Annotated in this window: 24 protein-coding genes and 4 pseudogenes; 10 read left to right on the plus strand and 18 right to left on the minus strand. The window is 38.2% G+C overall.

Annotated features, from left to right (window positions below; genetic code table 11):
- The first annotated feature begins 282 nt into the window (after positions 1-282).
- Positions 283-708, plus strand: a complete 426-nt coding sequence (locus ACWJJS_RS10995) for an SDR family NAD(P)-dependent oxidoreductase (RefSeq protein ID WP_003153663.1) — start codon at positions 283-285, stop codon at positions 706-708.
- A gap of 33 nt (positions 709-741) precedes the next feature.
- Here the strand turns inward: ACWJJS_RS10995 and sprB are convergent, their stop codons facing one another.
- Both sprB and ACWJJS_RS11005 read right to left on the minus strand, forming a co-directional pair.
- Entirely contained in the window at positions 742-918 is a 177-nt protein-coding gene (gene sprB, locus ACWJJS_RS11000) for a recombination directionality factor SprB (protein ID WP_003153662.1), read from the minus strand.
- 408 nt (positions 919-1,326) lie between these two features.
- Positions 1,327-1,545, minus strand: coding sequence for a DUF3221 domain-containing protein (locus tag ACWJJS_RS11005; protein ID WP_454023575.1), 219 nt, complete (start codon positions 1,543-1,545; stop codon positions 1,327-1,329).
- Positions 1,546-1,833: 288 nt separating this feature from the next.
- On the opposite strand from ACWJJS_RS11005, the pseudogene ACWJJS_RS11010 reads away from it, so the two are divergent.
- Positions 1,834-2,066: pseudogene (locus ACWJJS_RS11010) on the plus strand (hypothetical protein).
- Here ACWJJS_RS11010 and ACWJJS_RS11015 read toward each other — a convergent pair.
- The gene (locus tag ACWJJS_RS11015; RefSeq protein WP_003153660.1) at positions 2,026-2,226 is read right to left on the minus strand and encodes a hypothetical protein; all 201 of its coding nucleotides are present in this window, start codon (positions 2,224-2,226) and stop codon (positions 2,026-2,028) included. The pseudogene ACWJJS_RS11010 and the gene ACWJJS_RS11015 sit on opposite strands and share 41 nt — an antisense overlap.
- 151 nt (positions 2,227-2,377) lie before the next feature.
- On the minus strand, positions 2,378-2,521 hold the full coding sequence (locus ACWJJS_RS11020; protein WP_229873573.1) for a hypothetical protein: 144 nt from the start codon (positions 2,519-2,521) through the stop codon (positions 2,378-2,380).
- A 348-nt stretch (positions 2,522-2,869) separates the two neighbouring features.
- Here ACWJJS_RS11020 and ACWJJS_RS11025 point away from each other — a divergent pair, with 348 nt between their 5' ends.
- On the plus strand, positions 2,870-3,244 hold the full coding sequence (locus ACWJJS_RS11025) for a YoqO family protein (protein WP_048367415.1): 375 nt from the start codon (positions 2,870-2,872) through the stop codon (positions 3,242-3,244).
- Between the two features lie 231 nt (positions 3,245-3,475).
- On the opposite strand, the gene ACWJJS_RS11030 is transcribed toward ACWJJS_RS11025, so the two are convergent.
- A complete protein-coding gene (locus ACWJJS_RS11030; protein WP_077722479.1) occupies positions 3,476-3,928 on the minus strand; it encodes a hypothetical protein in 453 nt (150 codons plus the stop codon).
- Between the two features lie 342 nt (positions 3,929-4,270).
- Here ACWJJS_RS11030 and ACWJJS_RS11035 point away from each other — a divergent pair, with 342 nt between their 5' ends.
- The 3 genes and pseudogenes from ACWJJS_RS11035 (at position 4,271) to ACWJJS_RS11045 (ending at position 6,931) form a co-directional block, all read left to right on the plus strand.
- Positions 4,271-5,407, plus strand: a complete 1,137-nt coding sequence (locus ACWJJS_RS11035) for a Rap family tetratricopeptide repeat protein (protein WP_077722480.1) — start codon at positions 4,271-4,273, stop codon at positions 5,405-5,407.
- Positions 5,397-5,579 carry a hypothetical protein gene (locus ACWJJS_RS11040; RefSeq protein ID WP_003153655.1) on the plus strand — a complete coding sequence of 61 codons (183 nt, stop codon included), beginning with the start codon at positions 5,397-5,399 and terminating at the stop codon, positions 5,577-5,579. Before ACWJJS_RS11035 ends, ACWJJS_RS11040 begins: the two co-directional genes overlap by 11 nt.
- Before the next feature lie 326 nt (positions 5,580-5,905).
- Positions 5,906-6,931: pseudogene (locus ACWJJS_RS11045) on the plus strand (hypothetical protein).
- 59 nt (positions 6,932-6,990) lie between these two features.
- Here ACWJJS_RS11045 and ACWJJS_RS11050 read toward each other — a convergent pair.
- The 4 genes from ACWJJS_RS11050 to ACWJJS_RS11065 form a co-directional block, all read right to left on the minus strand.
- Complete coding sequence (locus ACWJJS_RS11050) at positions 6,991-7,350, minus strand: hypothetical protein (RefSeq protein WP_003153654.1); 360 nt, start codon at positions 7,348-7,350, stop codon at positions 6,991-6,993.
- A gap of 211 nt (positions 7,351-7,561) precedes the next feature.
- Positions 7,562-8,020, minus strand: a complete 459-nt coding sequence (locus ACWJJS_RS11055; protein ID WP_454023576.1) for an SMI1/KNR4 family protein — start codon at positions 8,018-8,020, stop codon at positions 7,562-7,564.
- A 14-nt stretch (positions 8,021-8,034) separates the two neighbouring features.
- Positions 8,035-9,834, minus strand: a complete 1,800-nt coding sequence (locus ACWJJS_RS11060; protein WP_454023577.1) for a T7SS effector LXG polymorphic toxin — start codon at positions 9,832-9,834, stop codon at positions 8,035-8,037.
- 36 nt (positions 9,835-9,870) lie between these two features.
- A complete protein-coding gene (locus ACWJJS_RS11065; protein ID WP_088412337.1) occupies positions 9,871-10,305 on the minus strand; it encodes an SMI1/KNR4 family protein in 435 nt (144 codons plus the stop codon).
- 261 nt (positions 10,306-10,566) lie between these two features.
- Here ACWJJS_RS11065 and ACWJJS_RS11070 point away from each other — a divergent pair, with 261 nt between their 5' ends.
- Complete coding sequence (locus tag ACWJJS_RS11070; protein ID WP_003153650.1) at positions 10,567-11,547, plus strand: thermonuclease family protein; 981 nt, start codon at positions 10,567-10,569, stop codon at positions 11,545-11,547.
- Positions 11,548-11,683: 136 nt separating this feature from the next.
- On the opposite strand, the gene ACWJJS_RS11075 is transcribed toward ACWJJS_RS11070, so the two are convergent.
- From ACWJJS_RS11075 to ACWJJS_RS11085, 3 genes are read right to left on the minus strand one after another with little or no spacing between them, the layout of a single operon-like run.
- Positions 11,684-12,004, minus strand: coding sequence for a hypothetical protein (locus ACWJJS_RS11075; RefSeq protein WP_454023578.1), 321 nt, complete (start codon positions 12,002-12,004; stop codon positions 11,684-11,686).
- Positions 12,005-12,027: 23 nt separating this feature from the next.
- The gene (locus ACWJJS_RS11080; protein WP_454023579.1) at positions 12,028-12,333 is read right to left on the minus strand and encodes a hypothetical protein; all 306 of its coding nucleotides are present in this window, start codon (positions 12,331-12,333) and stop codon (positions 12,028-12,030) included.
- A 42-nt stretch (positions 12,334-12,375) separates the two neighbouring features.
- Complete coding sequence (locus ACWJJS_RS11085) at positions 12,376-12,591, minus strand: hypothetical protein (RefSeq protein WP_454023580.1); 216 nt, start codon at positions 12,589-12,591, stop codon at positions 12,376-12,378.
- 350 nt (positions 12,592-12,941) lie between these two features.
- Here ACWJJS_RS11085 and ACWJJS_RS11090 point away from each other — a divergent pair.
- A pseudogene (locus ACWJJS_RS11090) lies at positions 12,942-14,626 on the plus strand (recombinase family protein).
- Positions 14,602-15,222 (plus strand): annotated as a pseudogene (locus ACWJJS_RS11095) (polysaccharide biosynthesis protein); the annotation flags it as partial. The pseudogenes ACWJJS_RS11090 and ACWJJS_RS11095, both read left to right, overlap by 25 nt.
- Before the next feature lie 40 nt (positions 15,223-15,262).
- On the opposite strand, the gene msrB reads toward ACWJJS_RS11095, so the two are convergent.
- Both msrB and msrA read right to left on the minus strand, forming a co-directional pair.
- Positions 15,263-15,697 carry a peptide-methionine (R)-S-oxide reductase MsrB gene (msrB, locus tag ACWJJS_RS11100; protein ID WP_007409536.1) on the minus strand — a complete coding sequence of 145 codons (435 nt, stop codon included), beginning with the start codon at positions 15,695-15,697 and terminating at the stop codon, positions 15,263-15,265.
- 1 nt (position 15,698) lies between these two features.
- Positions 15,699-16,232 carry a peptide-methionine (S)-S-oxide reductase MsrA gene (gene msrA / locus ACWJJS_RS11105; RefSeq protein WP_454023581.1) on the minus strand — a complete coding sequence of 178 codons (534 nt, stop codon included), beginning with the start codon at positions 16,230-16,232 and terminating at the stop codon, positions 15,699-15,701.
- A gap of 128 nt (positions 16,233-16,360) precedes the next feature.
- On the opposite strand from msrA, the gene ACWJJS_RS11110 reads away from it, so the two are divergent.
- Positions 16,361-16,786, plus strand: a complete 426-nt coding sequence (locus ACWJJS_RS11110) for a MarR family transcriptional regulator (RefSeq protein ID WP_003153639.1) — start codon at positions 16,361-16,363, stop codon at positions 16,784-16,786.
- 50 nt (positions 16,787-16,836) lie between these two features.
- Here ACWJJS_RS11110 and ACWJJS_RS11115 read toward each other — a convergent pair whose 3' ends face one another.
- The 4 genes from ACWJJS_RS11115 to ACWJJS_RS11130 all read right to left on the minus strand — a co-directional run bounded on the left by ACWJJS_RS11115 (position 16,837) and on the right by ACWJJS_RS11130 (position 19,174).
- The gene (locus ACWJJS_RS11115; protein ID WP_003153637.1) at positions 16,837-17,400 is read right to left on the minus strand and encodes a YpmS family protein; all 564 of its coding nucleotides are present in this window, start codon (positions 17,398-17,400) and stop codon (positions 16,837-16,839) included.
- 9 nt (positions 17,401-17,409) lie between these two features.
- Positions 17,410-18,165, minus strand: a complete 756-nt coding sequence (locus tag ACWJJS_RS11120; protein WP_156734890.1) for an SGNH/GDSL hydrolase family protein — start codon at positions 18,163-18,165, stop codon at positions 17,410-17,412.
- A 77-nt stretch (positions 18,166-18,242) separates the two neighbouring features.
- A complete protein-coding gene (locus ACWJJS_RS11125; RefSeq protein WP_079005166.1) occupies positions 18,243-18,824 on the minus strand; it encodes an SCO family protein in 582 nt (193 codons plus the stop codon).
- Between the two features lie 98 nt (positions 18,825-18,922).
- The gene (locus ACWJJS_RS11130; RefSeq protein ID WP_003153631.1) at positions 18,923-19,174 is read right to left on the minus strand and encodes a DUF2535 family protein; all 252 of its coding nucleotides are present in this window, start codon (positions 19,172-19,174) and stop codon (positions 18,923-18,925) included.
- Positions 19,175-19,219: the final 45 nt, after the last annotated feature.

The following is a 19,219-nucleotide window of genomic DNA, read 5'->3' on the forward strand; positions in this document are numbered from 1 at the left end:
TTGTAAAATACATACAGGAAGTTCAGTGTTAAGTTTTTGTGAAGATTGTCCGCATGTGAGAATTTATGGAGAGAAAAAATTGACGTGGACAAATATTTGAAATGAATATTTAGTACAATGTTTTATTTGTGATTTCTATTCTATTAATCGGGTAAAGCCATATGAAAGCGCATCAGATTAATGTTTTTCTCTAATTTTTGATTTATTGGTTTCTTTCATTAACTCGCTGAAATTGTTCAACATATGATGCATGGTAGAGAAACGAGAGTTGGAGGATAAGCCATGCCTAAACAGCAAGCAGTAGAGCTACAACCGTTTTTTCACGATAAAACTGTTCTCGTCACAGGCGGAACAGGATCAATCGGAAGCCAAATAGTAAAACGCCTTTTGCTCTTAACCCCTAAAGAAGTTATTGTGTTCAGCAAAGATGACAGCAAACAATATGTGATGAAACAAAAATACGCGGATGAACAAAGACTGTCGTTTGTGCTCGGCGATGTTCGTGACTACAGAAGAGTCAACCAAGTGATGAAAGGTGTTGATATTGTCTTTCACACAGCTGCGCTGAAGCAGGTTCCGACATGTGAGGATAATCCCTTTGAAGCCATTCAAACCAACCTTATCGGCGGACAAAATGTCGCAGAAGCCGCTTTGCTGCAAGAAGTGACGCATGTGATTAATATCAGTACCGATAAAGCCGTTTATTAAGATACTTACCACAAACAAATCAAAAAAAGAAGCTTACTCTGCACTCCTTTCCAAAGCAGCCTCCAATAAATGCTGAGCAAATTGTTTATAAAATTCATCTAAGTCATTACTCGCTTCATCCTGTTCTATATAGCGGATACTGTAATTATCTTTATGGACAACCTTTATTGTTTTCTTCTTTAATTCCTCATAACGTTGGTAAGGTTCCAAAACTACACCCCCGCTTTCACAGGAGTATTATATGTATGTAATGGTTCGTCTCTTGACTGTTCTTTCTTTATCAAAGCCTCGCAAGCTTGTTCAAATGTATGATCCAGCGTTCAGTACCGATCTCTTCGCATATGAATATGGGAATGCTGTCTTTATTCAAGGTGCCCAGTCATTCAAAATGTGTTCTTGACATGTGCCTTCTCTGCACCTGAGTCAACAATCGTCAAATAAATCCCGGGGCAGGAATAAGCCACCGCGAATGCAGAATGACGTGAGGTTTGAAAGCATTATTTCGGTTCAATATGCCGCTTCAGTTTCGCAGCGGTATTCCTGGGAATCAAAGAATAAACACTAAATACTTTCAAACTTTGAGATGTTTGTTTTTGGCGGTGAAGATTCATTTAATTTTTAATACCAAATACGAATTTTTTGTCCTTTGCTCAAGTCATCTTTATTGTTAAGTTGACTAAGCCCCAGTAAAACTATATCCGATCTATACTTTTCAATAATTTCTTTTTCACTAAGATTTTCATAGTCTTTAACATCAGCTTTTTCATTAGGTATGAGAATTGCTTGATTCTCTCCTTTTAAAATGACATAGCCGACCATGGTTTGCTCAGCCTCCATAAAATGTTTGCTATGTTGGTCTTGACACCCTAATGTTATACATAACAAAATTAACAGCATTATAAACACTCTATACAAGGTCAAACCGCCCTTCTTGCATATTTGTAACAAGAGTAAAACACTGTTTTAGGAAATGACAGACTAAAACGACTCATTCTTATGGAACACGGCGAGGTCTTCACCAACATAGAACCGCACAATTGCATCATGAAATATTCAATTGGCTGATCAACCACAACACCTTCTTTAAGCGGTCTAATGTGGAATACGTGTAAGGAGGCGGTTTATTTGAAAAACGATCAGAAAATAACACTTGACTCTTCTTTTGCGTTATCCACTCTTATTGTCTTACTTATTGCATTGTACCCGTCCTATTCTTCTTGGTTTGTCACAATATTCTTTTTAGGATTTGCACTAATATACACATTTGAAAAAAGAGCAAATCTTCAAAACTAATTGCTATTTTCTCTTATCCATTATTTATTGTTGCGTTTGTTTACAGCATAATAAACAGCATGTAATAATCCTCCCACCTAAGGCAGGATTATTTTTATCACATTGCAGCAGCTTTTGAGCCGCCTTTGTCTGTGATGTTAAAGCTGTCACTCCCGATTTTTTCTTTCGATCCTTATCTTCATAAATCGTTACATGGTCTTTTGTCATTAAAATTGCCACTGCCATCTTACATTCCTGCCTATCCTTAAAGTAAACAATTTTACATTCACCTAGAATGATCATTATTAGCTAATCCGGCTAATCAGATGACCAGCCCCCTGTAGGCAAATTAAAAGCAAATCCTAATGTTTAAACGACAGTAGCAGTTGAGTATTTGTCAAAGTTGATCGTAGACGTTGCTTTCAGTATCATTCCAAGTCTGAGTTATCTCTTTCGCCTTAACTCCTGCCCCAAAATCATAAAGCAAACCACTCTTCAGCAGAATTCCAAAAATTCCAATTTTACCAATGTTGTTTCTCAAACCTAATTCTCCCTCTGAGTGTTTTAATGATATTACACTCAGACGTTACCCTGAAAATATTCATAAAACCATATTGTATTTAATTTTTCCTGGACTGCAAATAAATCAGAAAGCTTTCTTTCTGATACTTTGATATCAATTTTATATAAGGTATCAAACAATTGTTTGATAGCTCGTCTTACTGGTGCTTGCTATATCAAGATTCCTTCTTTTCATGCTGCTCTTTTCCTTGGCCTCAATTCTTTAAAATTACGATTTTAAGTTAACTTTAAACTGCATTATGTTGAGAATATCACCTTTAATTGGTAAGCTGACACCAGATCATACTTATCCAATGAAGGTGAAATCATGAATAAAATAATCGGAATGACCGGATTAATTATCTCCTTACTTGTGCAAGGGTTTTCAGCAAGTGATTCATTGACTCATAAGATCGCCATGGCTTGTCTATTTTTGTTCTTATTGGTTTATAATTTTAACCATACTAAGGAGTTCTCTAAAAAGTCTCTCGCTATTATAGGCGCTTCCTTTGTTGTGCTGATGCTTGGAATTTATCAATTGCTCTTTTTTACTGAGGATTACTTTGAAAGGCACGGTTTGAATTTTGGGTTTATCCTCTTACTTGAAATTGTTTTAGTTATTGCATTAGTGACTGCTGCGCTGAGTTTAATTAAGCATATTGCAGACCGCTTAAGGAAAACACCTGATGGTAAAGAGCGTTGACTCTTTGCCTTTTTTTAGCTAACCACTTCTTTTTATGCCGTCTTTCTATGTACAAAATCAAACACAATATCGACTTTTGCCGGCTCTCTTCTGTCAAATGATGAATTGACTTCAGGCATTCCATCTTAACGGACTCTTCATCATTTTTTACCATAATTTCTCAAACAATTACCTTTTTTGACAATTTACAAAAGATCAAGCGCACTGCTCTCTTTTAAGAGCTCTACATTTCTAATAGCAAGATTGGATATTGTTTGTTAATACACTCGGCCCCAACTTTTGTGTCTTAGAATTTGAAAGGCGTACTTGCACTTTAACATTTGTCATTTCAGCTGATATAGAATCAATCCTTCCAGCCCAATTAGGGCTCTCTTCCTCGGGAGTCGGATATAGTTTAAATCGCCAACTGATCTCCCCTGTTTTGAAGGCAAATCCTTCATAACCGTCGTAGCTTCCATAAGAAGATGGCTGAGGAAGGTGGACAGCAAGAATACTTATATTCGTTCTTGCAGCACTTGGCGGGTATAACTGCACTTTATAGATTAGTGCCGCACCCTTCGCATTTTTCAATTTTTGATTCACCGGTTCGAGTACTGCACTACAAGGCATTGGACTTGCTTTTATTTGAGTTGGAGAGACAATAACAGCAGCCAATAAAGGTATAACCAAGATAAATCGTTTCATCTAAATCCCCTCACATTTTTTTGTTAATTTCCCTTACTCCCGCCTTGAATATTCATCACTTTTGAATGGTTAGCTTCATTAAAAAGGCAGTACTGGAGCTACTAGCGCTGCCGGTAAAGATGGAAAATCAGCATATGAATTAGCCGTTCAACAAGCGGAACATTAGATGAGTGGCTGCCTCACTGAACGCAACAGCAAACTGATCATGTACCCTTCTCTAACGAGGGGGGTTCTATCGCATTCCACACCGAATTGAGAAATTAAGAAAAAACACCCTTCCCAACATATTACATTATGATAAAATATTACATAATCAGATGAAATACTAGGAGGTTGATTTTTTTGGAGCAATTGATCTCTTCTTCAAAGGTTGGCTTAAAAATCAATGAATGGTACAAATATATAAGATTATTCAGTGTTGCAGATGCAGAAATTCTAAAGGGTGAAGTTGAACAAGAAATAGAGCATATGGAAGAAGATCAAGATTTATTGTTGTACTACTCGCTCATGTGTTTTCGACATCAATTAATGCTTGATTACCTTGAACCAAAAACCATGAATGAAGAACGACCTAAAATTTCAGACTTATCAGAAGAGATCGAAAGTAAACAAAGCGATCTAAAAGGAATTCTTGAATATTATTTTAACTTTTTTCATGGGATGTATGAATTTGAACAGTACGAATATCTTAAAGCAATAAGTTTTTACAACCGAGCTGAAAAGAAGATATCTATTGTCCCCGATGAAATAGAGCGAGCTGAATTTCACTATAAAGTTGCTGAAGTGTACTATCACATGAAGCAAACCCACATGTCTATGCATCATATTGTTCAAGCAATAGAAACCTACAAAGCACACGAGACATACTCAATAAGAGTAATCCAATGTTCATTCGTCATCGGTCTGAATTATTTAGACATGGAGTATCCAGAAAAAGCAATACCGCATTTCATGAATGCATTAAAACAAGCACAAGAAATTGATATGCCGCGGTTAATAGGTTCTTCTTTGTACAATCTCGGTTTATGCTCATTTACAACAGGACATATGGAGAAGGCATTGGAGTATTTTAAAGAAGGCGTCTCAATTTATCAAAGTAATTCTCTTCACAATTCTAGCCGACTGCTTGACATACTTCTAATGTTGGCAAAAACGCACTTTAAATTATTCAACACGGTTGATGGAAAACAGGTTTGTGAACAAGGTCTTATGCTGTCAAAGGAGTTGAACGATGACGTATTAGGAAAAATGTTTGATTTTCTTATGGGTTTATTCGTTGAGAATGACAAAGAACGACTTTTTAAAATCTTAGATTACTTAGAATCAAAAGCTATGCTTTCAGATGTGGAAGACCTAGCGACTGATGCAGCAATGTATTATAATGTAAATGAAGACCATAAAGTAGCTACAGCCTTTTATGAGAAAGTGCTTTATGCCCAAAAACAAATTCAGAGAGGGGATTGTCTTTATGAAATTTAAATTTGCATCGGCTTTTATCTTTTTGGTTATCTTACTTGGGCTTGTTGGACATTATCTTCTTGACGGCCACAAAGTTTTTAAAGAAGCCCGAAGAGGCCACACAGCCAGTATCCATATCGCACTTGATCACCATAATGACTTCTCAGCGGAACGCCGAGGGCAAACCGCATAAATGTTTTGGCACTCCCGCATAGGGGGTGTTTTTTTATGATCTGTGTTCACCTGTAGAGCTCTATGCAATGCTGTCCTTCATAGTAAAACAGGTAAGCCTTATTCATAGCTGCAACCAAAAAAAGCACAAATAAATAGTATTGCTCTAATCTTGTGTGGCAATCATACAAAAACACAAAAGGAACCGACCTAGACAGTAATGGAGGCGCACTTTTCACACCTGCAGATATTGACCGCTCATCAAAAACTGTCTGCTCCTAATCATTTACTTTGCAGATTTATTCTGCAAGTGTCTTTTTATTGTATATAAAAGATAAGGAGCGTTATATGAAAAAGTCTTATGTTTTATATGGGATTTCAGGAGTTCTAATTGGTGCAATAGTTATATTGTTGATCAATGCATTCTTTATAAATAAAGGTGAACACTCTGTACGTACTTCTAAAATTAATCCAACCGAGGATAAAATCTTTTTTATCTATTCAAATCCACTCATCAAGAAAAGCGTACTCATATCCACATCCCAAGGAGAAAAATTCAATAAACGATACTTTAAGGTACCGGATATACCATATATCCAGAAAAAAACCCCCTCTTCAGACGATATCGTCTTGTTAGCTGAACATGAACCATATTATTACACATTAAAAAACAACACCATTAAAGAACATAAATTATCCAATCCATTTGCTTTTTGGTATCAAGGAGAAGATATTTCTGTAAAAGCCTATAATGTCGACACCAATGGAAATGAACTGAAAGTAAATGATAAAAAGTTCAATAAAAAATATAGCCTGACTTTGCCTACCCTCGTAACCATGGGAGGAAGCGATGATAATGATAAGTATATTTACGTCATTCAAGGAATGTCTTTGTACGTCATTGATAGAAAAACAGAAGAGATTATTAAAACGATTGGATTAGCTTCCTATGGAGATGTATTTGATCACTCTGAAAAATATGTTGTGGCTAGCTCAGAACATGAACTAACTGTAATCGAAAAAGGATCATGGAAAGCAAAATTCATAAAATATCCTGATGATCTCGAACAAGCGGACGCTATGTATTACGACAAAAAAAGCGGTAAATTTTACGTTACATATATTAACAAATTCGGATAAACCTGCTTACTTGAGTACGATAAAGATTTTTCTTTTGAAAAATTCGATTTAAAATTTCCGTATTATGAATGCAAAGTTTAAAGATCAAAAACTTTATGTGATTTCACAAGAGGAAAACAAAAAAGGCATTGGCGGCTATATGGGGATTTTTGATATCCGTACTAAAAAGAAATTTAATGAATTTGATTTGCCTAAAAAGAAACAAAAGTGCAGGACTTTATGGTTTTAGATTAAACATCAAGAATGAGTTGCAAAGCAAAAGCCCCTTCCTGAATAGGGGCTTTAATTTTAAATTAAATAGATGTTTTATACGCGTTAATGGCTTGATTTCTCAAAAGCATATTATCTCTCGTCACCATTCCAAGATTGTATGCTTGTTTGATGATATCCAGCACTTGATTATCAGTTTCAGTTACAGCTCGTCCCCCAGTTATTCTGGACTTCCAGTAATCAAACTGGTGATTTAATTCCGAACTGCTTTTAAGGTTTTTATTATCAACTACTTTGCCATTCTCCAGCGCTTCTTTGAATTCATTAAAACCAATTGAACATTGCTGATTCGAACTAATTCCTGCACCTTCTGTCGCTAAACTGCAAAACGCTAAAAATTTCGGATCTTTCGTGATATTGTAAGAGTTATTTAGACCTTCCATAGCATTCACCCTCTCTCAAATTTTGACGGGATGTGACCAACACCATGCTCTTTTTATTTTATGCATTTCTTATTAAAGAGATACACTATAACCAGTTTGTATTTTACAGTTTGATTATAACAGATCAAATGAAACCATTGGAAGATTTACAAAAAATTTGTTTATTGGATAAAAACATTTTTTATAGATTACACAAGTGTAATACTTTTGCTTAAGTGTCCCAGTCTTCATCCTCAATCCAGTCGTCTTTCGCTTCTTCTAGTTCCTCTATTAAAAACTCTAGGAATGTGCTACTAACTTGTTTACCATATCCCTCTTGGTTATCCCAAAGAATGACGGGGCATTCACTATTTTTCATCTTGTTAGTATCAAGACAATAAGAAAATTCATCTACATATTCGATAACTACGAGACCATCGGAAAGGTTATAATACTTTTTATATTCATTGGTCTGCTCGACAACTTCAGCACCGTGAGAGTCATAACCGAGTATCATAGTCCCGTATGCTCCCCCTGAACCATACTCAGTTAAAAACCATTTATAGCTGTCCGGAAGGGTTACATTAAGATCCTCTTCTATTTCTCTAATCTGATCTTCAGTGACTCCCCCGGTGAGAATTGAATTTTCTTTATTTTCATCAAAGAAAGTTTTCACTTTTGAATAATCCATTAAACTTTCACCTCTTATTCTTGGTTCTCAAATTGCTGAGCTCTCCATTTCCAATACCTTCTCCTAAAGCTTTTATATTGTTTATCAAGTACTGGATCGTTTCTAAAACTCTGTCCATTCTCTTTTAATCCATGCAAAACATCACTGTACTTATTGTGCCAGCTTTCAGGTATCTCGAGCATATTGCCAGGCTCTTCTTGAATCAAATGATGCAAATTAATTTGGGTTCCATCTTTTGCAAACGGAGCGTTACCATTTTTCATCAGTTGAAGATTCGTAAGGCCTTTACGATTTTTTTGATTAAGGTCAATATCTTTCATTGTATATACCCTACGGTTTACATCTCTAGGCTGTCCTTTAACTTTTACCTTACCGTCTATTTCGTATGCTTCATATTTTTCTTTATTTAACCAAGGGACATTTACTTTCTGGGCTGTAAATGGCTTTCTTGTTTCATCTAATTTCTTTGCATTAATAAAAAGTTCATTTTTAAGGTTTTGGCTGTCAACCACATTGTATGGTACGTCACCCGACAGAGCAAGATCATACTTAGAGTTATAAGGAAGCAAATCTGCAATCTTAACGTCTTTAATTTTCTTCCCTGCCTGTCCCGCTTTGTTTATGACCTTCCCCGCCGCATCTGCTTTGTTAACGGCTCCTGCGCCTTTCGTTCCGACGACAGCCACAGCTGCTGAACCAATTGCATATGTCACCCATCTTGATCTGGAGTAAGCATCTCCGTTCACCATATCTTTTTGATACGATTCCTCGATTGCTGCTGAAACAGCATCATATGTTTTAACTGGATGAAGTACTGCGTTTCCCAGTGCTGACAAGGTTTCTCCCGGATCGGTTATGAAGTCCCATAGACCGGTTACCGTGTCTTTCCCGACATCATATAAACCAACGCCGGCTCCTTTTAATATATCCCAAGTCACTTCTCCGGCTTCTTCCAGCTGTTTTGCTTGTTCAATCTGAATGACATATTGCTGCTGGGAAGGTTCAAGGCTTTCATAGCCGATCTTCTTCGCAATTTCCAAATATTCATCCGGATCAGTTACAACGTCAGCGAGCTTTTTCTTCAGATTCTTGATTTCCCGCTCTTTCGCTTCTTCCTTTTTAATCGTCAAATAAGCATCCGAATGTCTTGCAACCTCGCCTTTTTTCTTATGTATGTCACTTTCTCTGTACGCCTTGGCGTTATAGTGAAGCGGAGTGGCGTTTTTTCCTTTGCCTGTGGCATTTTGAAGCTGTTGAAAATCAGCTTGAATGAAATGTTCATTTGCCTCGGTTTCTGCATATTCTTTCGTTAGATCATGATCAAGCTTGCCGAGCTTATGTATGGCCTCATCCCGTTTTTTATCTGCTGAATCCAGCTTTTGATCGACATCTTCTGTCGAGAAAACTTCTAGTTGAATGATATCACTGATTTCATCAAGGATACCTTTCATTTCATTGCGCTGCTCCTGCATGATGGCTTGTGATTTATTCTTCGCATGAATCAGCTCATGTTCTAAAAATGACTCTTCCACAAACGAATCGGTCAATCCGGCATCAGCTACTTTTCCTGAAATGCTGTTAAGAAAAGCAATCTTCATATCGATCAAATCAAGCCAGCTGTCTGTGACACTAGCGTGATCTTGGAAAAAAGCTTTAATGTTGTCAGCGCCTTTGCCTGAAAACTCATTGTCATCTAAGTCAGCCATTTCCTGAAAAGCTTTCCTGAGATTGATAAATTGTTCTCTAATCTGATCGTATTCTTTCGCCCGCTTTTCCGCCGCTGAAATGAACGAGGCTGCTTCAAATACTTTCATAGCTGTCTCCTTCCCACTTGATTTTATCTAAACTTTCTATTCTGAAACATATTTATAATACTCTTGAGTTTTCGGGCTCACTTCCCAGTATTTTGTTCCATTTGAAGACACTAACATGTCAAACCATACCTCAAAGTTAGAGTCTAAATATACCGTATCTTCAATGTCATCAATTGAATCTAGATACAACATATACTCTAATCCCTTATTTGATTTGTTTGTGTCAATAACATACCTGCCATCATAGTGGTATCCAATTAGGACATAGCCTTTAGGGAAGTCTTGAACTTCATTAAATTCAATTATCCCTTCTGTGCTAAGAAGCTCAATACCATTAAACATTTCCATTCCGTTGTGATTGAATAGGAACTCTTTATAATCATTAGGCAAAGTTATCCCAAGCTTTTTTTCTAAACTGCTAACTTCGTGAGGACTGGCCGGATCTCTGAATTGAAAAGCAGCGTCTTCCATGACATGCCCCCCATGTTGGAACATAGGAAAAGTTCCGTATTTAGAAACAGCATCCTTTATTCCATTAAGAGTCATGTGAATTAACTTCCCTTCTTCCATATAAATTCCCTCCTCTAATGTTTAGACCACTAAATTTTACCTCAAAACTGTATTTGAGTGTCTTAAAATGCCAAAATGGAATTTACAATCTTTGGTTTTATATTTATAATTAGGAAGGTTTGTCCGATATAGAGACAGAACAAACAAATTGGGGGAATTACATTGAAGAAATGGCTGTTAGGTATTTGCGCATTATCTTTAAGCTTTTCTTTGGCCGCGTGCGGGTCTGATTCTGATTCTTCAGATAAAACAGATTCAGACAAAGCTAAAACAACGCAGCAAGAAGAAAAGGATGTAAAAGAGACAAAGGCAGACACTCAATCAAATGACAAAAGTACTAATGACAACAATGAAAAAGCCGAAAATGCTTCAAAGAAGGATTCGTCGGATAAAAAGGCGTCTGACAAAAAGAAAAGGCTGGTCGATGTAACACTTAACAGAACAGTTGATGGGAATACGATTAAAGTAAACTATAAAGGCGAAGTCAAAACGGTTCGTTATTTACTTGTTGACACGCCTAAAACTAAGAAGCCAAACTCTTGCGTACAACCATATGGTGAGGAGGCTTCAGCAAGAAACAAACAGCTGGTTAACAAGGGAAAACTTCAACTGGAGTTTGATAAAGGAGATCGTACAGACAAGTATGGCAGAATGCTGGCTTACGTTTATGCAGATGGCAAATCAGTACAAGAAACACTGCTTAAAGAAGGATTAGCACGAGTAGCTTATGTATATGAGCCAAACACGAAGTATTTAGACACGTATAAGAAAGATGAGCAAGCTGCGAAAGATAAAGACTTGAAGATTTGGAGTAAGAATGGGTATGTGACTGATAAAGGATTTAATGGCTGCGCAACGAAACCGAAGAAATCAGTAAGTGTATCTAAGCCGGCTCAAAAGTCAGTTACAACACACCAATCCGAGACACATAAATCGAACCCTAGCAATTCAAATTCAAGCAGTTCAGCATCAAGCAGCTCTTCTAACTCTGCACAAGCCTCCCCTTCTGCTGGAGGAACAGAACACTTTGCAAACTGTACAGAGCTGAGAAAGAAATACCCGCATGGCGTACCAAGCACTCACCCTGCTTATACATCTAAAATGGATCGGGATAATGACAACTTTGCATGTGAGAAGAATTAATTAATTTGAAGTCCTCTGAGGCTTCTTTTTTTATTTGGATACATTCAATCTAAACAAAAAAACCACAGAGCGTGTGAGGGACTCTGTAGTCTATAGTGGCTGATTAAACCCCTATGATACATCAATTAGGATTTTATCAAAACTTTTCTTTTAAAGATAACATCATCTCTGTCTCAAATAATGCCTGCAGCAGTTCATCTATATTAATTTCGTTCTGCTTGTAATTATGCTTTTCATAAATACCAATAATCTCTTCATATTCTGATCGATTATCTCCTTTAATGGAGCTAATTCCAAGCTCTTCACCATATCGGGTAATGAATAATTGCTTACTCATTTCTTTCGCTTTATCATTTTCATAATTACAAAATGCACCTGACAACTGGACGAGAAAAGTTTCGTCTTCAGAATTTAGGTTATTTTCGTTACACCAGTCTACAAAACGATTTCCAGTCATGGTATCACCTTTAATTTTAGTATTTAAAGAACAAGATAATCTGCAGCAAGGATGATATATTCTACCGCCATGCCAATTGTTTCAGCAACTCCTGCGCCAACTGCACCTTTAATAGCTGGTGGAATTTGTTTTCTTGCCATAGCAGCAACCTCTTTAGGAGCTCCGGTTATACCTTCGAGAACCTTACAAATTTTGTTTGTGTTTTTAATAATCTTGTTTACCGTGGACTTTCCGAACATTGTACCTAAAATGTCTTTTGCCCAAGCATTATTCGCTAGTCCTCTAATAACCTTAATCGCTTCTTTAGCTGCGGCGCTTTTAGCTCCCATAGTACTCATTTGATCTTGTGAGTTACCATTTTCGAGAGTTTTTTATTCTTCAGCCGCATTTAAAATGCCTTTTTCTTTAACTGACGGGACTGAGTATTCTTTAGCAAGTTTTTGAAGCTCGGTTGGATTATAAGTAAATTGCACATCCTGTTTAGAAGTACTCGCTTTTTTCACTTCCGAGGCCGAAGCTCCAACAGTTGGGATGGCTATAACGGCTGCAAGCAACATAAAGAGAATTTTAGCAAATAGACTTTTCAATTTGAACTCTCATTTATCCCTAATTTTATTGTTTAACACATTGAACACCATACCATAAAACATTTATATTTTTTCCTGTTTTTATTATATTCGTTTAAAAAAGGTAAGGCAGTCCTACGTTTAAAACCGTTCAAAAATCACTGCGGTGATCAAATATTCATTCACAATTTAAGATATATTTACTACAGTATTAGATGTTTTTAATCTATATATCCGTTAGAATAGATCAATATTCAAACAATACAATCCTTACAATATATTACGTTATTTTCGTATTCAATGTCAGACAGAATATTGTACGAATACTTCTGTTTTTACAGTAAATACAATAAAGAGGAGGTGCTGATTTTTTGGAGTTAAAAAACATCGTTCATTCTTACAACATTACAAATATTTTGGGTTATCTTAGACGCTCTCGTCAGGATATGGAGCGGGAAAAAAGAACAGGCGAAGATACGCTAACAGAACAAAATGAACTCATGAATAAAATACTGAAGTCGATTGAAATCCCCTATGAATTAAAAATGGAAATCGGATCTGGAGAAAGCATTGAGGGTCGCCCTGTTTTTAAAGAATGTCTTAAAGACCTCGAGGAAGGCAAGTTCCAGGCAATTGCTGTTAAAGAAATAACAAGACTCAGCCGCGGGAGCTACAGTGATGCGGGACAAATTGTTAACCTTCTTCAAAGCAAGCGATTGATTATCATTACACCATATAAAGTTTATGACCCTCGAAATCCTGCAGACATGCGTCAGATTCGTTTTGAATTGTTTATGGCCAGAGAAGAATTTGAAATGACCAGAGAGCGTATGACAGGCGCTAAATACACATATGCGGCACAAGGGAAATGGATTTCCGGACTAGCGCCTTATGGATACCGGTTAAACAAAAAAACATCCAAACTAGTCCCAGTCGAAGAAGAAGCAAAAGTCGTTCAATTCATCTTTAACATCTTTTTAAATGGGTTAAATGGAAAAGATTATAGTTATACAGCGATTGCTTCTCACTTAACAAAATTACAAATACCGACTCCATCAGGAAAAAAGCGCTGGAATCAATACACAATTAAAGCAATTCTGCAAAACGAAGCGTATATCGGAACTGTTAAATATAAGGTTAGGGAAAAAACAAAAGACGGTAAACGAACAATTAGACCTGAAAAGGAACAAATTGTAGTATCGGATGCACACGCCCCTATAATAGATCAAGAACAATTTCAACAATCACAAGAGAAAATTGCAAACAAAGTTCCCTTGCTGCCTAATAAAAACGCATTGGAATTAAGTGAATTGGCAGGCGTATGCACTTGTTCTAAGTGCGGTGAACCATTATCTAAATACGAAACTAGGCGAACGCGAGAAAACAAAAACGGCACGGAAAGTGTGTATCACGTTAAATCACTCACTTGCAAAAAGAATAAATGCACTTATGTGAGATATAACGATGTTGAAAATGCCATTCTGGATTACCTCTCTTCTTTAAGCAACTTAGATAATAAGACTTTAACAAAACATATCATTTCGATGATTTCTAAATACGAAGACGTAAATAGTAATATGAAAACAAAGAAGCAAATGTCTGAACATCTTTCACAAAAAGAACAAGAGTTAAAAAACAAAGAGAATTTTATCTTCGAGAAATATGAAAGCGGCATTTACACTGATGAACTTTTTTTGAAAAGAAAAGCTGTTTTAGATGAAGAATTTAAAGAACTCCAGATTGCCAAGCATGAACTCAATGGAACTCAAGAAGCGCAATCAGAAATAGACAGTAATACAGTCAGAAACAACATAAATAAGATAATTGATCAATATCACATTGAAACAAGCACAGAGAAAAAGAACTCACTATTAAGAATGGTCTTCAAAGATGTTATCGTTACGATGACACAAAAAAGAAAAGGGCCAATTCCGGCTCAGTTTGAAATCACCCCTATCCTGAGGTTTAATTTTTCGCTTTCGATCTCACCGCCACTGATAGTTCCTCAAAATGCAGTAAATATCTTAAAAAACCGATAAAGCCGTTTCCCCGGTAAACACAATGGGGGCTACGAAGCTGTTGTCCGAGAAGCTGTTTCATCAGGCAAATCATCATGTTCAAAACCGCGGTACGGTGTTTTGTTCGGTCCGCTTCGGCAATGTGCTCGGTTCACGCGGTTCCGTTATTCCTATTTTATTTGAGCAGTTGATGGCAGGCGGTCCGCTCACCATTACGGATAAAAACATGACGAGGTTTTTTATGTCGATCGATGACGCCGCAACGCTCACTCTGCAATCTGCGGCGATTACAAAGGGCGGAGAAACGTTTATTTTTAAAATGGAGTCCCTGAGGCTTGAAGAACTGCTTCACGGGTTTGAAGAATATGCGTTCCGGCACGGACTGCCGCGGCCAGCCGCTGTTGAAGTGGGAAAACGCCCCGGTGAGAAGCTTCATGAAGAACTGACCTCTCCTCATGAGACGGAATCTTTATATGAATGGGGCAATCTTTACGCGATATTGCCGGATCCCGCCAAACATCCGGAATTTCGGAAGGTCAATCTCCCCAGATATCAATCCGATCAGGCGCCGCTCATCACAAAAGACACAATCGTAAAGATTATTGAACGATTACATGAAGAAAAAAAAACATAGAAAAAAGGCCTGTCTGATAGGCAGGCCTTATTGCTGAGCTCTATTTTTCAAATAAATGCAGGCAGGCTTCATAGCCCTCTTCCTTCAGCTTGTCTTTCGGAATAAACCGAAGTGCCGCAGAGTTAATGCAATAACGGAGACCGCTTGGCCCCGGGCCGTCATTAAATACGTGGCCTAAGTGGGAGTCCGCTGTTTTGCTTCTCACTTCCGTCCGGATCATCCCGTGGCTTGTGTCCAGTTTTTCGTCAACCTCTTCTTCCTCAATCGGTTTTGTAAAGCTGGGCCAGCCGCAATGAGAATCGAATTTATCCAGAGATGTAAACAAGGGCTTTCCTGATACGATATCAACATACAGCCCCTCTTCTTTGTGATCCCAGAATTCATTTTGAAACGGCGGCTCCGTTCCGTTATTTTGCGTGACTTCATATTGCATGCGGTTTAATGATTTGATTTTTTCTTCTTTATTAAAAGCCATCTTATCTGTCCCTCCAATGCTCATCCAGAAAGCCTTGACGTCCGGAACCTACACGGTAGCGCCCGTAGTGATCAGGATTTTTCTTATAAAAGTGCTGATGATAGCCTTCCGCTTCATAAAAAGGCTCAGCCTTTAAAATGTCTGTGACGATCGGCTTTTTAAATATGCCGCTTTCTTCAAGCTGTTTTTTTGAGGCTTCAGCGATTTGTTTTTGCTCATCATTATGGTAATATATCGCCGCCCGATATGAACTTCCGCGGTCTGCAAACTGGCCGCCTGCATCAGTCGGGTCGATCTGCTGCCAAAACAGCTCGACAAGCTTTTCATACGGATAAATGTCAGGTTGAAATATGATTTGAACGGCTTCTCTGTGTCCGGTCGTTTCACTGCACACTTCTTCATAAGTCGGATTCTCAGTATGACCTCCTGTATAGCCGGACACCACCTTTTCAATCCCGGGCTGTTCGTCAAACGGCTTCACCATGCACCAAAAACAGCCGCCTGCAAATGTGGCGATTTCTTTTTTTTCTGACATACGGGTGCCCTCCTTTGTTCATACGTGGTATTATTATATTATAGCATGTATAAACAGAATAAAAATAATTCTGCTTTCAGGGGAAGCTGAACGAATGCCACGCTGACTACATATTGGAGGTTCATGATTTGAAAGTAAGGACACAAATGATGTATGATATGGAAGCTTTGCTTCGAAAAGTGTTTAAACAAATCAGAAATGAAGTTAATGAAATTCTAGATAAAGAGCTGTCCAGGAACGAATTCACCATTTTGCGGATTCTCAGTGAACAAGGGCCTAAAAAAGTAACAGAATTCGCCCCTATTCTTGAGGTCTCCGCAAGCCACATTACCGCAGTGACCGACGCTTTAGTAGAAAAGGAATGGATCACCCGCATCCGTTCTAAAGAGGACAGGCGAATTATCAGAATCCATATTACGGAAGCCGGGGAGAAAATTGTCGATCATTTCAACCAGAAAAAAACAGAATACTTTTTTAAACGGTTTGACTGCTACTCTGATGAAGAGCTTGCAACGTTAATCAAACTGTTCAGCAAGCTAGACAAAAAACGCTGACACAAAAAAACACAAATCCCTGAAAGGATCTGTGTTTTTTTTATGAAAACTTATTGTTTCGGATGATAATAGGAAAATTCAATTTCATCCGTGTCGAGATTGATTTTATCCGCTTTTACATACATGCCGTTGTCTAAAGGCATTTCTGACAGACGGATCTCGATGCTTTTATCCCCGGAATGAACGTGCACAAATGACGGGAGTTCATAAAAGCTGTCCATATAATTCAGCACAAAGCTGATCGGCAGGCTTAATTCGCCTAATGAAAACTTCGTCACTTTCAAAACCACATCTCCGTTCTCCTGTACGGACGGTTCAAATGTGACGACCGCGTTAATGGAGGTTGAGAATGCTTTGATTTTACCTGCCACGTGCACATCGTTATTGATGTCGACTTTGTAGTCAAGCTGATTCGATGCCTTCTCTTTTAAGTACGAATTCACAAACCTGGCAAGAGATTCTTTCGAGCTTGTGATATGAAAGCCGTACTCACTTTTTGTCTGATCTTGTATTTTCGCCTGCTCTCCCGGCATAACCAATAATGTCACAATTACCGCGGCGGCAATCACATTGAGTGCGAGAAGAACAAAAAACAGCGATTTCCACTTTTTCATCATTTCACCCTATTCTGCTGGTAACCCTTGTTTTTCTATGATGCCGTATAATCGGTCGGCGATGAGTGCATACCCTTTTGCGTTCGGATGGAAATCATCATCCTTTGAAATCCGTCTGCTGCCGCTTTTTTGACTGAACAAGTCTTCAACATTCACCGCAGCGGCGTGGGGATCTTTTTCCAGCTCTTTTGCGGCGATCTTGTTCCAATCCGTCACAACCCCATTAATTTCTTTTAATTCAGGCAGCGTAAACGTGAACGGATTATACATGCTGACATACACCAGCTCTGCGTTTTCATTATATTTGCGGATTTTTGAAATGATCGCCTTGAACCGTTTTTCAAAAGGTTTCTCTTCCTTTTGGAACGGCTGAACCGTCAGCTGCATCATATTCTGGCGGAGCACCTTCATTAAGTCATTGCCGCCGATGGTAAAAAAGATATAGTCGGCGCTCCTTAATGATTTCTGCACTTTTTTATTATCAAGCTTTTCCAGCAGGTCCGACGTTTTGTCGCCCTGCACCGCATAATTTTTAATATCTACCGTTTTCACATGTCCCTTTTTCTTAAGAGACTCCGCTGCCCTGCCGACGTATCCTGAACCGTCAGGATCTCCTACTCCTTCAGTCAATGAATCACCGACCGCAGCTATGACAATATGATCTTTCGTTTTCGGTTCTTCAGCGTCAGAACCGGTGCGCTGGACAGAACAAGCTGATAAAAGCAAAGCCAGTCCGGCGATCAATGAGAACATTCGCAGCTTCAATCTGGTTGCTCCTTCCCCGTCTACTAGTGGAAAGTGTAACATGTTTTTTCAGTTTTGAAAATGTCTAATCTGCCAGTTTACTTGAGCTCCTCAGCCGCTTTGACATCTGACAGGATATCATCATACGGAACCTTCTGCACGCCGTCATAATCTTTAAGCACCTTCCCGTCAGGTCCGACTAAATAAAAAGAAGTTTGATGTATGACCTGATCCTCTCCCTCCGGCTTTTTGACGATTGCTTTAAAGCTGTTCAGCGCAAAATCTTCAATGTCCTTTTGGCTGTAACCGGTCAGAAAATCCCAGTTGCGAAGCGAAAGCGGATATTTGGAAGCAAAGGCTTTCAGTTGTTTCGGCGTATCATTTTCAGGATCTACACTGAATGACACAATCCGCACGTCCAGGTTCTCAGCCTTCAGTTTTTTTTGCAGTTCGGTCATGTGGGCCGTCATCGGCGGACAGACTGTATTACAGTTTGTAAACATAAAATCGGCAATCCAGACATGCCCCTTCAGGCTTTTCAGTGACACTGTTTTCCCGTCTTGGTTCTGATATGAAAACGGCTCAATCTGATAGTTCAGCGGGTCTTTTATCGTTTTCCCGCCGCAGGCGCACAAGAGCAGCAAACAAAAGACGGCAGCGAAGCTTTTCATTTTTTTCATTTCCATTCCCCCCATAGATAAAACGCTTACAGCGTTCATCATAAAAAAATTCCCGCACCCTCCCTTATCAAAAGGAAGGCGCTAAGGAATATGCACCGTTATGCGTTATGTTTTAAAATCTCTTGGCTGAAAACGGCCTCATAATCTTTCCACTTCATACGGCGCTTGACATATTGTCGGAATGAATACACTGTTCTCACACTTTGTGAAGCAAAAACCTCTCTCAAATAAAGCTCAAGGTGCTGATGAATTTGAAAAAAATAATGTTCACCTTCCGTGACAACCGGTATTTCTGTCACTTTTACCTGAATCCCGTCCTGTCGTTTGAACTCTAGGCTTTTGAGTAACAAGATATCAATCCTTCTTTTTCGATTGTTTTCTTTTTATTATATACA

The sequence above is a fragment of the Bacillus sp. JK106 genome (genome assembly GCF_053663355.1).

Bases quoted from the DNA above. Each gene is read 5' to 3' on its own strand.
- ACWJJS_RS11065 (WP_088412337.1), bottom strand. From the start codon at position 10,305: ATGGAAGACGCTGCTTTTCAATTCAGAGATCCGGCCAGTCCTCACGAA.
- ACWJJS_RS11015 (WP_003153660.1), bottom strand. From the start codon at position 2,226: ATGGCAGTGGCAATTTTAATGACAAAAGACCATGTAACGATTTATGAA.
- msrA (WP_454023581.1), bottom strand. From the start codon at position 16,232: ATGTCAGAAAAAAAAGAAATCGCCACATTTGCAGGCGGCTGTTTTTGG.
- msrB (WP_007409536.1), bottom strand. From the start codon at position 15,697: ATGGCTTTTAATAAAGAAGAAAAAATCAAATCATTAAACCGCATGCAA.
- ACWJJS_RS11025 (WP_048367415.1), top strand. From the start codon at position 2,870: ATGAATAAAATAATCGGAATGACCGGATTAATTATCTCCTTACTTGTG.
- ACWJJS_RS11080 (WP_454023579.1), bottom strand. From the start codon at position 12,333: ATGGGAGCTAAAAGCGCCGCAGCTAAAGAAGCGATTAAGGTTATTAGA.
- ACWJJS_RS11030 (WP_077722479.1), bottom strand. From the start codon at position 3,928: ATGAAACGATTTATCTTGGTTATACCTTTATTGGCTGCTGTTATTGTC.
- ACWJJS_RS11125 (WP_079005166.1), bottom strand. From the start codon at position 18,824: ATGAAAAAAATGAAAAGCTTCGCTGCCGTCTTTTGTTTGCTGCTCTTG.
- ACWJJS_RS11005 (WP_454023575.1), bottom strand. From the start codon at position 1,545: ATGGAGGCTGAGCAAACCATGGTCGGCTATGTCATTTTAAAAGGAGAG.
- ACWJJS_RS11040 (WP_003153655.1), top strand. From the start codon at position 5,397: ATGAAATTTAAATTTGCATCGGCTTTTATCTTTTTGGTTATCTTACTT.
- ACWJJS_RS11060 (WP_454023577.1), bottom strand. From the start codon at position 9,834: ATGAAAGTATTTGAAGCAGCCTCGTTCATTTCAGCGGCGGAAAAGCGG.
- ACWJJS_RS11050 (WP_003153654.1), bottom strand. From the start codon at position 7,350: ATGGAAGGTCTAAATAACTCTTACAATATCACGAAAGATCCGAAATTT.
- ACWJJS_RS10995 (WP_003153663.1), top strand. From the start codon at position 283: ATGCCTAAACAGCAAGCAGTAGAGCTACAACCGTTTTTTCACGATAAA.
- ACWJJS_RS11075 (WP_454023578.1), bottom strand. From the start codon at position 12,004: ATGACTGGAAATCGTTTTGTAGACTGGTGTAACGAAAATAACCTAAAT.
- ACWJJS_RS11115 (WP_003153637.1), bottom strand. From the start codon at position 17,400: ATGAAAAAGTGGAAATCGCTGTTTTTTGTTCTTCTCGCACTCAATGTG.
- ACWJJS_RS11055 (WP_454023576.1), bottom strand. From the start codon at position 8,020: ATGGATTATTCAAAAGTGAAAACTTTCTTTGATGAAAATAAAGAAAAT.